At 54.4% G+C, this 14,170-nt stretch carries 14 protein-coding genes; 7 read left to right on the top strand and 7 right to left on the bottom strand.

Annotation, left to right across the window (positions count from 1 at the left end; genetic code table 11):
- The first annotated feature begins 26 nt into the window (after window positions 1–26).
- The 3 genes from LVJ83_RS02525 (at window position 27) to LVJ83_RS02515 (ending at window position 4,171) form a co-directional block, all read left to right on the top strand.
- Window positions 27–1,154 (top strand): polysaccharide export protein, encoded by a 1,128-nt coding sequence (locus LVJ83_RS02525; protein ID WP_244787606.1) that lies wholly within the window; start codon window positions 27–29, stop codon window positions 1,152–1,154.
- A gap of 16 nt (window positions 1,155–1,170) precedes the next feature.
- A complete protein-coding gene (locus tag LVJ83_RS02520; protein WP_244786005.1) occupies window positions 1,171–1,611 on the top strand; it encodes an arsenate reductase/protein-tyrosine-phosphatase family protein in 441 nt (146 codons plus the stop codon).
- Window positions 1,612–2,011: 400 nt separating this feature from the next.
- Window positions 2,012–4,171 carry a polysaccharide biosynthesis tyrosine autokinase gene (locus LVJ83_RS02515; RefSeq protein ID WP_244786003.1) on the top strand — a complete coding sequence of 720 codons (2,160 nt, stop codon included), beginning with the start codon at window positions 2,012–2,014 and terminating at the stop codon, window positions 4,169–4,171.
- Window positions 4,172–4,417: 246 nt separating this feature from the next.
- On the opposite strand, the gene queA is transcribed toward LVJ83_RS02515, so the two are convergent.
- Window positions 4,418–5,455, bottom strand: a complete 1,038-nt coding sequence (gene queA, locus LVJ83_RS02510; protein WP_244786001.1) for a tRNA preQ1(34) S-adenosylmethionine ribosyltransferase-isomerase QueA — start codon at window positions 5,453–5,455, stop codon at window positions 4,418–4,420.
- 495 nt (window positions 5,456–5,950) lie between these two features.
- Here queA and accB point away from each other — a divergent pair, with 495 nt between their 5' ends.
- The 4 genes from accB to LVJ83_RS02490 all read left to right on the top strand — a co-directional run bounded on the left by accB (window position 5,951) and on the right by LVJ83_RS02490 (window position 9,437).
- Complete coding sequence (gene accB, locus LVJ83_RS02505) at window positions 5,951–6,403, top strand: acetyl-CoA carboxylase biotin carboxyl carrier protein (protein ID WP_244785999.1); 453 nt, start codon at window positions 5,951–5,953, stop codon at window positions 6,401–6,403.
- A gap of 208 nt (window positions 6,404–6,611) precedes the next feature.
- Window positions 6,612–7,973 (top strand): acetyl-CoA carboxylase biotin carboxylase subunit, encoded by a 1,362-nt coding sequence (gene accC / locus LVJ83_RS02500; protein ID WP_244785997.1) that lies wholly within the window; start codon window positions 6,612–6,614, stop codon window positions 7,971–7,973.
- 166 nt (window positions 7,974–8,139) lie between these two features.
- Window positions 8,140–9,027, top strand: a complete 888-nt coding sequence (gene prmA, locus LVJ83_RS02495; protein WP_244785995.1) for a 50S ribosomal protein L11 methyltransferase — start codon at window positions 8,140–8,142, stop codon at window positions 9,025–9,027.
- A gap of 20 nt (window positions 9,028–9,047) precedes the next feature.
- The gene (locus tag LVJ83_RS02490) at window positions 9,048–9,437 is read left to right on the top strand and encodes a hypothetical protein (RefSeq protein WP_244785993.1); all 390 of its coding nucleotides are present in this window, start codon (window positions 9,048–9,050) and stop codon (window positions 9,435–9,437) included.
- A 437-nt stretch (window positions 9,438–9,874) separates the two neighbouring features.
- On the opposite strand, the gene hpf is transcribed toward LVJ83_RS02490, so the two are convergent.
- The 6 genes from hpf to LVJ83_RS02460 all read right to left on the bottom strand — a co-directional run bounded on the left by hpf (window position 9,875) and on the right by LVJ83_RS02460 (window position 14,125).
- Window positions 9,875–10,198, bottom strand: coding sequence for a ribosome hibernation-promoting factor, HPF/YfiA family (hpf, locus tag LVJ83_RS02485; RefSeq protein ID WP_244785991.1), 324 nt, complete (start codon window positions 10,196–10,198; stop codon window positions 9,875–9,877).
- Between the two features lie 76 nt (window positions 10,199–10,274).
- On the bottom strand, window positions 10,275–11,618 hold the full coding sequence (rpoN, locus tag LVJ83_RS02480; RefSeq protein WP_244785989.1) for an RNA polymerase factor sigma-54: 1,344 nt from the start codon (window positions 11,616–11,618) through the stop codon (window positions 10,275–10,277).
- A gap of 20 nt (window positions 11,619–11,638) precedes the next feature.
- Window positions 11,639–12,373 (bottom strand): LPS export ABC transporter ATP-binding protein, encoded by a 735-nt coding sequence (lptB, locus tag LVJ83_RS02475; protein WP_244785987.1) that lies wholly within the window; start codon window positions 12,371–12,373, stop codon window positions 11,639–11,641.
- Window positions 12,374–12,520: 147 nt separating this feature from the next.
- Window positions 12,521–13,030 carry a lipopolysaccharide transport periplasmic protein LptA gene (gene lptA / locus LVJ83_RS02470; protein ID WP_244785985.1) on the bottom strand — a complete coding sequence of 170 codons (510 nt, stop codon included), beginning with the start codon at window positions 13,028–13,030 and terminating at the stop codon, window positions 12,521–12,523.
- Entirely contained in the window at window positions 13,011–13,592 is a 582-nt protein-coding gene (gene lptC / locus LVJ83_RS02465) for an LPS export ABC transporter periplasmic protein LptC (protein ID WP_244785983.1), read from the bottom strand. Before lptC ends, lptA begins: the two co-directional genes overlap by 20 nt.
- The gene (locus LVJ83_RS02460) at window positions 13,589–14,125 is read right to left on the bottom strand and encodes a KdsC family phosphatase (protein ID WP_244785981.1); all 537 of its coding nucleotides are present in this window, start codon (window positions 14,123–14,125) and stop codon (window positions 13,589–13,591) included. The genes lptC and LVJ83_RS02460 overlap by 4 nt, the downstream gene beginning before the upstream one ends.
- Window positions 14,126–14,170: the final 45 nt, after the last annotated feature.

Raw genomic sequence — 14,170 nt, 5'->3', positions numbered from 1 at the left:
GACCAAGAAGGATCATTTGCGTGAACATAAAACAACTGACCGTTATCGGCTTTTCACTGCTGGCACTGACCGCAGGTTGTACCGTTATCCCCGGCTCAGGTTTGCCGACCAAAAACAAAACCGTTGTCTATCACGAAAATGACAGCGCCGACAGCACGCTCGACAGCCGCGTCAACCTCTACCCCATCACCCTGAGCCTGGTAGAAAGCATGCGCCAGCCGCCGCGCTTTGCCCAAAACAACAACGCACTGAACGCCCAAAAAGCCGGCTACCGCTACCGCGTCGGCAGCGGCGACGTACTCAACATCGCCGTGTGGGCGCATGCCGATTTGAACACACCCGCCCCCACCAGCAGCATCAACCCGCAAAGCCGCCAAGTGAGCAACGGCATTTGGGTAGACGAAGCCGGCTATCTGTTTTACCCGCTGGCCGGCAAAATGCTGGTGCGCGGCAAAACCCTGCCCGAAGTGCAAAACATGCTCACAGGCCGTCTGAAACGCTACATCAAAAACCCGCAGGTTTCCGTTAACGTTACCGAATTCCGCTCGCAGCGCGTGACCGTATCCGGCGCCGTCGGGCAGGCCGGCCAATTACCGATTACCAACATCCCGGTTACCCTGCTCGATGCCATCGACCTGGCCGGCGGTGTGGCCGAAAATGCCGACACCCGCCACATCAAGTGGACCCATAACGGTGTCGACAGCACCATTTCCCTGCAAGACATCCTCCAATACGGCGACCTTTCGCAAAACCATCTGCTCAGCCACGGCGACATCGTCTATGTGCCCACCACCGAAAACAGCAAAGTTTATGTTATGGGCGAAGTCGGCCGGCAATCCGCCCTGCGCATGGGCAACCACGGCCTGACCCTCACACAAGCCTTAGGCGACACCGGCGGCATGAGCCAGGCGATGGCAGATGCCAGCGGCGTCTTCGTTATCCGCAACGCCCCGGCCGATCACGAGAAACCGATCCACGTCTACCAGCTCAACCTGAAAGATGCCACCGCTTATGCGCTGGGCAACCAATTCCGCCTACAGCCTGAAGACGTGGTGTATATCACCGCCGCCCCGGTTACCCGCTGGAACCGCGTGATATCGCAGCTGACCAATTCCATTTCCAATGTCAATGCTTTGGATGACACCTTCCAATAACCCGGCAGGCAAGCTCATGTATCAAAATATTCTGATTGTGTGCGTCGGCAACATCTGCCGCTCCCCCACCGGCGAGCGGCTGCTGCAAAGCAAGCTGCCGAAGCTCAACGTCAGCTCGGCCGGCATCCGCGCGCTGGCCGGCCGCGATGCTGATTTTCAGGCCATTAAAACCGCACTGAATCACGGCACCATCGTGGCCGGCCATACCGCCCGCCAACTTACCGCCGAAATGTGCCGGCAAGCCGACCTGATTTTGGTGATGGAGCCCGGCCACATCGATGCCGTAGCCGATATTCTGCCTGCCGCCCGCAGCAAAACCATGCTGTTCGGGCAATGGCTGCCGCGCAAAAGCATTCCCGATCCATTCCGCCAGAGTGAAGAAGTATTTGAAGCCGTTTATCTGCAACTGGAAGAGGCCGCCGCCCAATGGGCTGCCAAGCTCGCCAAACAATCTTAACGCGCTTGCATAGCGTGGCATGAAGAAAGAAGTGATACAACTAGCAAGGCGGCAAACCGAAACCGTACCGCCAAGCGCCCGACCGGTTGGCTGAGCACTTCAGCGCCTTACTTAGGACACCCCAAGGGTGTCCGGACAATTTGTTTATGAGGAGATTTTTGCCCCTGAAAATGCAGATGCCAGGCAAAAAACGCAGCAAGATTGGACATCTTGCGAGGCTTTTTAACGCAGCAGATGCGTTTTCAGGGGCAAAAAGCACCCGTAAATCGAATTGTCCGGACACCCTAGCAAAACCGGTTCGCTTCGGGCTCAGGCGGGCCAACGCGATTAGGTTGTTTTTGTGAATAAACAAACCCAATCCGCACCGAAACCTTATTTTGATATAGAGAGTTAAAACCTTATGGCAAAACAGTATCCTACCCCCACTCAAAACAACGACGGCGGCGGAGAAATCGATTTAGGCCAACAGCTCCGCAACCTGCTCGACCACAAATACCCGATTGCCCTGGCCATTCTGCTCGGCGGCTTGGCCGGCGCAGCCTACAGCCTGACCAGCACACCGGTATACCGCGCCAACGGCATGCTGGAAATCGAAACCAAGCAAAACCAGATTCTCACCGAAATCAACAGCCTCTTCACCAGCGAGCCTTCGCCTTCAGAAGCCGAAATCGAATTGGTGCAATCGCGCCTGGTGGTGGGCAAAACCGTTGACGATTTGCAGCTCGACCAAGTTATCGTGCCCAAATATTTTCCGCTTATCGGCAATATGCTGCACAACCTGAGCAGTGATGTCGACCCCGAATTAACCCTGCAAACCTTTGAAGTGCAGCAAGAATGGCTCAACAAGCCGATTATCCTCACCGCCCTCAACAATAAAAGCTACAGCCTCGAGCTGCCCGACGATTCCCACATCGAAGGCCAGGTGGGGCAGCCGCTGAAAATCAACCCGAACACCACCATTCAGGTCAACCAGATTCTGGCAGACGACGGCCAGCAATTCGTGTTGGTAAAAAACTCCAAACTCAGCGCCATCGCACAAGTCAATCAAAATTTATCGGTGATGAGCAAAGGCAAAACCAGCCCGATTATCAACTTGGGCTATACCGGCACCGATCCGGAAAAAATCAGCCTGATTCTCAACAGCATCATCGATAATTACGTCAGCCAAAACCGCGACCGCGATGTTCAGATGGCTGCCAACGGCCTGGCTTTTATCAGCGAAGAGCTGCCGCGCCTGAAAAACGCGCTGGAAGATGCCGAAAACCGCCTCAACGAATACCGCACCCGCAGCGGCTCGCTGGATATTCCGGTTGAAGCAAAAGGCGCGCTTGAAAGCCTGATCGACATCGAAAGCCAAATCACCACCCTGCGCACCGAAGAAGCCGGCCTGGCCGAACTCTACACCCGCGAGCACCCCTCCTATAAAGCCGTGCTGGATAAATTAGCCGTGCTCGAGCGTGCCAAAAACCGAATTAACCGCCAAATCGCCGACCTGCCCAACACCCAGCAGGAAGTCATCCGCCTCACCCGCGATGTCGAAACCAACCAAACCACCTATATGCAGCTGTTGGGCAAACAGCAAGAATTAAACATTATGAAAGCCAGCGCACAAGGCAACGTGCGCGTGGTCGACCATGCCGTTACCGCAGAAGAACCGGTGGCGCCGCGCAAAAAAATGATTACCCTCTTGGCCGCGCTGACCGCCGGCACACTGGCGGCAGCCTGGTATCTGCTGCGCTCAGCCACCCGCCCGCGCATCAATGACCCGCAAGAAATCGAAGCCATGGGGCTGAATGTGAGCGCCATCGTGCCGCTTTCTCCCAACCAGCAAAAGCAAGACAATATGCGCCGCAAGCTGAAATCCGCCACCGCCCCGGCCTGGCTGCTGGCCGCCGAAGAGCCGGCCGATATGGCCATCGAAGCCATCCGCTCGCTGCGCACCAATCTTTATTTCTCGATTATGGAAGCGGCCAACAAAGTGCTGATGATTACCGGCGCCACCCCCGAGGCCGGCAAATCATTTATTTCCGCCAATCTGGCTGCGGTGATGGCCCAGTCAGACAAAAAAGTGCTGCTGATTGATTGCGACATGCGCCGCGGCTACTTGAACCGCCTGTTCGGCACACAAGCCGAACAAGGGCTGGCGGATATCCTGTCCGGCAAACTTGCTCCCGCCCAAGCCATCCAGCCTACCCCCATCGCCAACCTGAGCCTGATCAGCCACGGCAGCCAACACGACAACCCCTCCGAGCTGCTGATGGATCACAAACTGCACACCTTAATCGAATGGGCCAGGCAGCAGTTTGACTATGTGATTCTGGATACACCGCCGATATTGTCCGTCACCGATGCCAGCATCATCGGACAGCAGGCCGACTCATCGCTGATGGTGGTACACCAAAATAAAACCACCCCGCGCGAGCTAGACAGCAGCCTCACCCGCCTGACACAAAGCAACATCCACATCAACGGCGTGGTATTCAACGGCATGGCCCGCAATGCGCAAGATGCTTACCATTATTACGCCTACGCCAAATACAGCCGTAAAAAACAATCTTAATGCATCGCATTAAAAAGGCCGTCTGAAACGTTTCAGACGGCCTAAATATTACAAAACGTGGGTTCAGGACAAGAAAATGCCAAGAAGAGCAGCCTATGGATAGCGCACTGCTGTTTGTATCAAAATAAAAAACACAAGAAGACCAAGGTGTCATGATGTGTCGTTTATAGAGGGATTTTTGTTCCTGAAAATGCAGGTGCAAGGCAAAAAGCGCAACAGATGTATTTTCACGGGCAACATACACCCCTAAATCGAATGGTCAAAGCGCCCCAGCAGCATCGCATCGCCATAACTGAAAAACCGGTATTGCTGCGCCACCGCATGCCGGTATACAGCTTGAATATGTGCCGTGCCGGAAAACGCACTCACCAGCATCAGCAAAGTAGACTTGGGCAAATGAAAATTGGTAATCAGCCGGTCAACCACACGAAAACGGTAGCCCGGCGTAATAAAGATATCGGTGTCGCCGCAACCGGCTTTCAGACGGCCTGTTTCACGGGCGGCCGACTCTAACGCGCGCATCGATGTTGTGCCTACCGCCCACACTTTATTGCCGCGCTGCTGTGCCGCTTCCACCGCCGCCACCGTGGCATCCGGCACCTCAAACCATTCGCTGTGCATTTGGTGCTCGGCAATATTTTCCACCCGCACCGGCTGAAAAGTGCCTGCGCCCACATGCAGCGTGACCTCGGCACAATGCACACCCTTGGCCTGCAATTGCGCCAACAAATCATCGGTAAAGTGCAGCCCGGCCGTGGGCGCCGCCACCGCCCCCTGATGCTTGGCATAAACTGTTTGATAACGGCTGTCGTCGCTGTCATCGGCCGAGCGCTCGATATAGGGCGGCAACGGCAGATGGCCGTTTTGTGCCAAAATTTCATATACCGTCTGCCCGCCTTCAAAGCGCAAGCAAAACAATTCGCCGGCACGCTCGAGCATCACCGCCTCAACCCCGCCTTCAAACACCAGCCGGGTGCCCGGTTTTGGTGATTTCGACGACCGGATATGCGCCAATGCCGTATCCGCATCCAACACCCGCTCCACCAGCGCCTCGATTTTACCGCCGCTGGCTTTCTGACCAAACAGGCGCGCTTTCATCACTTTGGTATTGTTAAACACCAACACATCACCCGCAGCCACCCAATCCGGCAAGGCCGAAAAAACTTCATCACGCAACGGTGCATTCGGAAGCGCCGCCAACAAACGGCTGCTGCCGCGCACCGCCGGCGGATATTGGGCAATCAGCGCTTCGGGCAGCTCAAAATCAAAATCAGAAATATGCATTTAATATCACCAACACAAAATATTTATCCAGCCCGCCATTATACGCGGATTCTTTTTTCAGACGGCCTAAAATCAAAATAATACCCGGCCGGCAGCATGCCCGATACTGTATCTGCAAAAAATGCCTCTGCGTTTATCTGCACCTTAAAAATACTTTCGCGCTTCAGCAAGATGGCATTTCCCGCCAAATCCTTTAGAATAAATACTCTCGGGCATAAAAGCCCTTTTTCTTAAAAAAAACGAAACAGCTTTTTCTCTGCCAAAACCGCCTTTTTTTGATATTTTACTAGACATTTAACGGCAAGTTAGCGAAAATGCACCATTATTATGACCCTGTTAACCATAAGAAATTGTATTCATTCCCGCTCATGACCCGGCATTCTTTTTCCCCTTTTACACCGCAGCTTGCGGTATTCAGGCCGGGTGCCTGACGGCGCAGACATCCCGGCAGCCGTTTATCCGCTGCCGGCGCATACCTTACCAAAAGGAACCAATATGGACTTACGCAAACTCAAAAAACTGATCGACTTAGTTGAAGAATCAGGCATCGCCGAGATCGAAGTAACCGAAGGCGAAGAAAAAGTGCGCATTACCCGCTCTACCGTATCGCAACAACCGATTTATGCCGCCCCGGCACCGCAAATGATGGCCGCTCCGGCAGCCGCAGCACCCGCTGCCGCTCCGGCAGCCGCCGCTGTGGCCGCACAAGATTTCAGCCAAGCGCAAAAATCGCCGATGGTCGGCACTTTCTACCGCGCCCCCAGCCCCAGCGCGCCGGTATTTGTCGAAGTCGGCCAAAGCGTTAAGGCCGGCGACACCTTGTGCATCATCGAAGCCATGAAGCTGATGAACGAAATCGAAGCCGAAAAATCAGGCGTGGTCAAAGAAATTTTGGTTGAAAACGGCCAACCGGTCGAATACGGCGAACCGCTGTTTATTATTGAATAATACCCACTCACAAAAATAACCTAACGGCGTTGGATCACCTTGTCGTACTCTAGTACTAGTTGTAACGTCTTCGGCTCGCCGCCTTGTTAGCTTACTTTTGTGAATGGGTGTTAAGTGTGTTCAGACGGCCGGCCAAACTGCACAGGCCGTCTGAAACCGGTCAGAACTCAAGCCCACTACGGCTGCAAAAGCATTCTGAAAGAACCCTATGTTAGAAAAAGTCTTGATTGCCAACCGCGGCGAAATTGCCTTACGCATCTTGCGCGCCTGCCGCGAAATGGGCATTGCCACCGTTGCCGTGCATTCCGAAGCCGACAACGACAGCCTGCATGTAAAGCTGGCCGATGAATCTGTGTGCATCGGCCCCGCCGCCTCCGCCCAAAGCTACCTCAACGTACCCGCCATCATCGCTGCTGCCGAAGTGACCGGCGCCGATGCCATCCACCCGGGCTACGGCTTTTTGGCAGAAAACGCCAGTTTTGCCGACCAGGTAGAACAATCCGGCTTCACCTTTATCGGCCCCCGCGCCGACACCATCCGCCTGATGGGCGACAAGGTTTCTGCCAAGCATGCCATGATTGCCGCCGGCGTGCCTTGTGTGCCCGGTTCCGACGGCGCCCTGCCTGATGACAGCGCTGAAATCATGCGCATTGCCGATGAAGTCGGCTTTCCGGTCATCATCAAAGCCTCAGGCGGCGGCGGCGGCCGCGGCATGCGTGTGGTTGAGAAAAAAGAAGACCTCATCCGCTCGGTGGAAATGACCAAAACCGAAGCCGGCGCCGCTTTCGGCAACCCGATGGTTTACATGGAACGCTATCTGCAAAAACCGCGCCATGTCGAAATCCAAGTATTGGCCGACGAACACGGCAACGCCATCTACCTGGGCGAACGCGACTGCTCCATGCAGCGCCGTCACCAGAAAGTTATCGAAGAAGCCCCCGCCCCCGGCATCACCGAAGCCGAACGCGAGCAAATCGGCCAAGCCTGTGTAGATGCCTGCAAACGCATCGGCTACCGCGGCGCCGGTACATTTGAATTTTTGTATGAAAACGGCGAATTTTTCTTTATTGAAATGAACACTCGCGTACAGGTAGAACACCCGGTTACCGAGCTGATCAGCGGTGTAGACATCGTACAGGAGCAAATCCGCGTTGCCGGCGGCCTGCCGCTGCAATACACGCAGGCAGACATCCGCCTCGAAGGCCATGCTTTCGAATGCCGCATCAACGCCGAAGACCCCTACAATTTCATTCCCAGTCCCGGCCTGATTACCAGCTGCCACCTGCCCGGCGGCCTCGGTGTACGTGTCGACAGCCACATTTACCAAGGCTACCGCATTCCGCCCAACTACGACAGCCTGATCGGCAAAATCTGCGTACACGGCAAAACCCGCGAGCAAGCCATGGCCAAAATGCGTGTCGCACTGGCCGAGCTGGCCGTGACCGGCATCAAAACCAACACTGCCCTGCACCGTGATTTGTTTACCGACCCCGGCTTCAGCCAAGGCGGCGTCAGCATCCACTATTTGGAAAAATGGCTGGAAGCACGCAAAGCCGCTCAAGCAGAATAAACATGCCGCAATCACAGGCCGTCTGAAAGCATGAGTTTTCAGACGGCCTTTTTAAACCTTGCACTATCCGTTAAAATCAACAAACTACGACATACCGAAACGTATCCGCCCCACATACCATGCCGTCTGAAACCCTTTCAGACGGCCTTCACAAAAGAAAGACACCATGGCCTACCAACAAACCACCATTGCCGTCAACGACCATATCGCCGAGCCGCTGTCGGATGCCCTGATGGAACACGGCGCACTTTCCGCCGCCATTGAAGATGCCTATGCCGGCACCGCCAACGAACAAGCCATTTTTGGCGAACCGGGCATGCCGGCCGAACAAATCTGGCAGCAAAGCAAAGTGATTGCATTGTTTGACGAACAAGCCGATATCGAAGCCATCATCGGCACAGCGGCACAGCAGTGCGGCATCGACATGCCCGTCTACGAAACCGACCGCCTGCCCGAACAAGACTGGGTGCGGCTCACACAATCCCAATTCGACCCGATTAAAATTTCCGACCGCCTGTGGATTACCCCCTCTTGGCACGATGTGCCCGATGCCGGCGCAGTCAACCTGAAACTCGACCCCGGCCTGGCCTTCGGCACCGGCAGCCACCCCACCACCCATTTGTGCCTGCAATGGCTCGACAACCATCTACAAGGCGGCGAAGCGCTGCTGGATTACGGCTGCGGCTCCGGCATCCTCGCCATCGCGGCGCTGAAACTGGGTGCCGGCAGCGCCGCCGGTGTAGACATCGACGAACAAGCCATCCGCGCCAGCAAAGACAACGCCGCACAAAACGAAGTTGCCGCACAATTTTACCTGCCCGACGCCCTGCCCGAACAACAGTTTGATGTCGTGGTCGCCAATATTCTCGCCAACCCGTTGCGCATGCTCGGCGACATGCTGGCCGGGCGCACCAAACCGGGCGGGCGCATCGTGCTTTCCGGCATTTTAGAAGAACAGGTGGAAGAAATGAGCACCATCTACAGCCAATGGTTTGACTTGGCCGCACCGCAACTGGATAACGGCTGGGCCTGCTTGAGCGGCGTCAAACGCTAGGGTGTCCGGACAATTTGTTTATGAGGGGATTTTTGTTCCTGAAAATGCAGATGCCGGGCAAAAAACGCAGCAAGATTGGACATCTTGCGAGACTTTTTAACGCAGCAGATGCGTTTTCAGGGATAAAATCCGCTCATAAACGACATTCAGTCAGCGTAGCAGCTGTATTTTTAACCCCGTCGGGCAAAAATACAGTTGCTACGCGGCTCCCTCTGCGGGGGAGCGTTGGAGAGTCGGCGGCAAACCGCAGGTTTGCTTCATCACGTATTCCACCATCCCCATCATTTTCAGACGGCCTATTCCTGCCCTCTCGCCAACACCTCGGCATACTCCGGGCAATCTTCTCTGTGCGCACCGCTCAGATAACCGGCACTCATCAAAAAATCATTTTTGGGTTTCAGACGGCCTAACCCTTATTTAAGCCTCGCGGCTTGCGCCCTCTCCCTAACCCTCTCCCACAGGAGAGGGAACTCGGTTGCCGTTATGTTTGCCGTTGCACGTTTGGGGCGGCGTTTGTTTTTATGGCCAATCTCACCACTTCAGCAACCTAGGGTATTCTGACCATTCAGAATGATTCAGATTTTTTGTGATAAAAGTGCTGATGCCAGGTAAAAAACGCAGCAAGATTGAACATCTTGCGAGGCTTTTTAACGCAGCAGATGCGTTTTCAGGGGCAAAATACACCCGTAAATCGAATTGTCCGGACACCCTAGAGGCACGATCGGCATAACGCCATCAAATCAGGAAAACAAGGCCGTCTGAAACCGCACTTTGCAAAACGGTTTTCAGACGGCCTCAAGCAAAAAGCTCCGGATTTCCGGAGCTTTTTTATCGGTCTGATAAGGTTTTATTCTTCTTCGACCACCGCAGGGGCGGGGGCGGAACGGACATCGTTGCTTTTGCCTTTATGTTTCAACACAGCGCGGTCAAGCTTGTCCATCAATACATCTATCGCCGCATACATATCCGACTCAACCGCTTCAACATGCAAATCTTTGCCCACCAGATGCACATCGGCCTCTGCTTTTTTGTTAACTTTTTCCACCGAAAGGGTAACGGTCACAGAAATCACATTGTCTGTATGGCGGTTGATGCGCTCCAACTTGGCGGCAACATGTTTTTTGACGGCTTCAGTTACATCGAAATTCAAACCGGTAATTTTCAGGTTCATGATTTACTCCTTCGGTTGGGGTTTCGGGCTGTTAGGGCATCCTAGGCAGCCCCGGTCAATATTGCCGCCGCCCGGCTCAAGGCTTGCGCTGATGCGCCGGCGGAATATGCAGGGCTTCGCGGTATTTGGCCACCGTCCGGCGGGCGATGTCGATGCCCTGCTGTTTCAACAATTTGCTCAATGCTTCATCAGAATAAGGTTTTTGCTTGTTCTCCGCTGCAACCAATTGCGCCATCACGGCTTTGACCGCACTTTGGCTGGCGCCCTCGCCATCCTCGGTGGCAACGGCCTGTGTGAAGAAATAGCGTAACGCAAACACGCCGCGCGGGCAAGACAAATATTTATGGTTCACCGCCCGCGATACGGTGCTTTCGGCCACACCCAATTCGGCGGCGGCATCTTTCAACAGCATGGGGCTCAGGCCGATTTCGCCGAATACAAAAAAATCTTCTTGCCGCTCAACAATATATTCGGCCAAACGCAATACGGTGCTTTTGCGGTGGGCGAGGCTGTCGATTTTTTGCCGGGCTTCGATTAATTTTTCTTTCCAAACCTTATCCACACCCTCTGCGGCCTCGAGCATGGTGCAGTATTCGCGGTTCAGGCGTATTTTCGGCCAGGCGGATTCATTGCCGCTCACTACCCATCCTTCTTTGCCCTCCCGCACCCATACATCGGGCTGCACATACGCCGTCGGCTCGGCCGAAACAAAACCGTAAGCAGGATAAGGATTTAAACCGGCAATCAAATCAAGGGCCGTCTGAATGGTTTCGGTGCTGTCTTGCGGCAGTGCTTTTTTAAATTTGCCGATATTTTGCTGGCGGCTTTTGCCCAATTGGTCGAGAAACAGGTTGACAATGCGGGCGGCACAATTGCGTGGCGGCGATGCGGGCAGGCGCTGCAATTGCAACAACAGTGATTCGCGCAAATCGGCAGCGCCCACGCCGGGCGGATCGAAGGTGTGCAGCTGGTCGAGCGCTTCTTGCAGGCTGTCTTCTTCCAACATCCATTCCAGCGGCGTGTGGTCAATAATATCGCTGAAGCTGTCGGTTAAATAGCCTTGTTCGTCGAGGAAATCAATCAGAATGTGCACTCGCGCGGCTTCGCTGTCGCTCAAAGGATGTTCGCATACCTGTTTGTGCAAAAAAGCGTTGAAATCGTCTTCTTCGGCCAGTGTCGCCCAAATGTCTTCCGCGTCCTCGCCACTCAAGCGGTTTGCTTTACCGATATCGGCGGAAAGCTGCGGCCCGCTGCCCTCTTCTTCGCTGTCGGGGCGCTCCAATAAAGGGTTATCCTGCAACCATTCTTCCACTTCCTGCTCCAGCTCCAAACCGGACATCTGCAAAATACGCAAAGATTGTTGCAGACTCTGGTTCAGCTGCTGGGTTTGTTTCAGTTTTAGCTGGAAAGTTTGGCTCATGGCAAAGGCTTGATAAAGGCTTAATAGTCGAAGTTTTCGCCCAGATACACGGCGCGGACCTGTTCGTCGTTAACCAGCTCTTCGGGATGGCCGGATGCCAATACGGTGCCGTCGCTGATGATATAGGCCCGGTCGCAGATGCGTAGGGTTTCGCGAACATTGTGATCGGTAATCAACACGCCGATGCCGCGGCTTTTGAGAAATTCGATGATTTTTTGAATGTCGATGACGGCCAGCGGATCCACCCCGGCAAACGGCTCGTCAAGCAAGATGAAGCGCGGTTTCATCGCCAATACGCGGGCGATTTCCACACGGCGGCGCTCACCGCCCGAAAGTGACGGTGCGGGATTGTTGCGCAGGCGCTCGATGTTCAAGTCTGCCAATAATTTATCCAGCTCTTCATTCATCCGGTTTTTGGCTGTGCCGCTGATTTCGAGAATGGCACGGATATTTTGCTCCACCGTCATCTTGCGGAAAATCGAGGCTTCCTGCGGCAAATAGCCCAAGCCCAAGCGGGCGCGCTCATGTATCGGCAAATGGCGGATTTCGTTACCGTCTAATTCCACGCTGCCGTTATCTGCGGCAATCAGGCCCACGATCATATAAAAGCTGGTGGTTTTGCCGGCACCGTTGGGGCCGAGCAGCCCCACCACTTCGCCGCTTTCAATCTCCAGCGAGAAATTTTTGACCACTTGGCGCTTTTTGAAGCTTTTTTGCAGATTTTGAACATTTAAACGGCTGCGTTGGATATCCATATGCATTCACTCTGATGATATATGCTTGCTATTGTAGTCTGTTTTAAGGCCGTCTGAAACGTTATCTTTTCAGACGGCCTTTGGTTTGACAGCCTTGCGGTATCTGAAACGGCCGTCTGAAAATACTGGCTCTCAAAGGCCGGCTGTTTACTGATTCGGCTGAATCACCACGGTAACCCGCTTGCCGCTTCTGCCGCCCGCTGCTTTGCTGCCGCTGACGGTATACACTTCGGTGCGGGTGTTGTAAACAATGCTGGCGCCTTCGGCACGGTCGCCGCCGCGCTGCACTTTGGCGTTGCCGGTCAGCTTCACCACGCCGGTGGCCGATGAATATTCAACCTGGTTGGCCTGCCCCGCTACGGTGCCTTTGTTGCCGTCGAGCGTTTGGCTGAAGCGCACAGGGCTGCCATTGGCGTTCATCAGCTGCTGTCCGTTGTTGTCGCGGGATACGCGCACGCTGCCGGCACGGATATTGAGTGTGCCCTGTTTGATAATCACATTGCCGCTGAAAGTGGTGACTTGATTGGCCTGATCCAACGAGCCTTGATCGGCCTCGATTTCAATCGGCTTGCTGCGGTCACTCTCCAGCGCTGCCGCCGGAACAGCTGCGGCTATCAACACGGCACAAAAAGCGGTTTTAAGGGTTTTGCGGGTCATAAATAATGGCTTTCACTCGTGAAGGTAAATTCAACAAACCTTGTTTGTGGTCATAAGTCAAACCGTTGGCCGTGCCGTGTGATTGGCCGTATTGGTAAACCACCGGCTCATCGGTTTGGGCAATTTCGGTTTGGGTATCCACCATCAGGCTGCCGGTTTTTAAAACACCTGCCGGGCGCCGGGCATCGGCATTTTTGGTCAACACCACATTTTTTTCAAACCACACTTTGCGGTTATCGGTGTTGTAGCGGGCTTCTTCGCTGCTAACGTCATACAGCAGGCTGCCTTTGTCGTAAAGCGACAACTGCGGCTGCGAAAAATAAACATCATCGCTTTTCGGCAGCTGCCAGGCGCTCTGGGCGCTCAGGTTTTCTTTCAGACGGCCGCTCTCATCAAACCGCTTGCCGTCAATACCGTTCATGGCATACTGCGGCTCTTTGGGATTGAGCACCACTTCTTCAACGTCGACTTCGCTGATGCGCCCCAGCCATGCACTCAACCCGCCCAAGCAGGCAGCAAGCACCAGCGGAAACAACCAGCCGTAACGCCATTTTTTCATCATTTGACATACTCGTTTAAAGCAGGCTCCAACGTGCCTTGCGCCTGCATAATCAAATCGCACAACTCGCGCACTGCGCCTTTGCCGGCGCTTTTCCGGGTCACATACGCAGCATGCTTCAGGGTAAATTCGTGAGCCTCAGGCACCGCCACCGGCAGGCCGCAACGCACCATCACCGGCAAATCCACCACATCATCGCCGATAAAAGCGCATTCATGCTCAGCCACTCCGGCTTTTTCACGCAAATCGGCATAGGCGGCTTTTTTATCATGAATGCCTTTGTAATAATATTGAATGCCCAACTGCTGCACGCGGATACCCACCGAAGGTGCATCACGGCCGGTAATAATCGCTGTTTGCACGCCGCTGTTTTGCAGCATTTTCAAACCGTGACCGTCCAGCGTGTGAAAAGATTTAATCTCTTCCCCGTTATCGCGGATATAAATATGGCCGTCGGTCAGCACGCCGTCAACATCCATAATCAACAGCTTGATTTTGGCGGCTCGGGTTTGGATTTCCGGGGAACAGGTTGGCATGAATAATTTTCTTTCTGGCTTGAGTGGTTTCAGACGGCCTTGTCT

The organism is Uruburuella testudinis, from assembly GCF_022870865.1.
Lineage (GTDB): Bacteria > Pseudomonadota > Gammaproteobacteria > Burkholderiales > Neisseriaceae > Neisseria > Neisseria testudinis.
The sequence above is the reverse complement of the archived record's forward strand: the minus strand, read 5'-3'. Positions and strand labels throughout refer to the sequence as shown.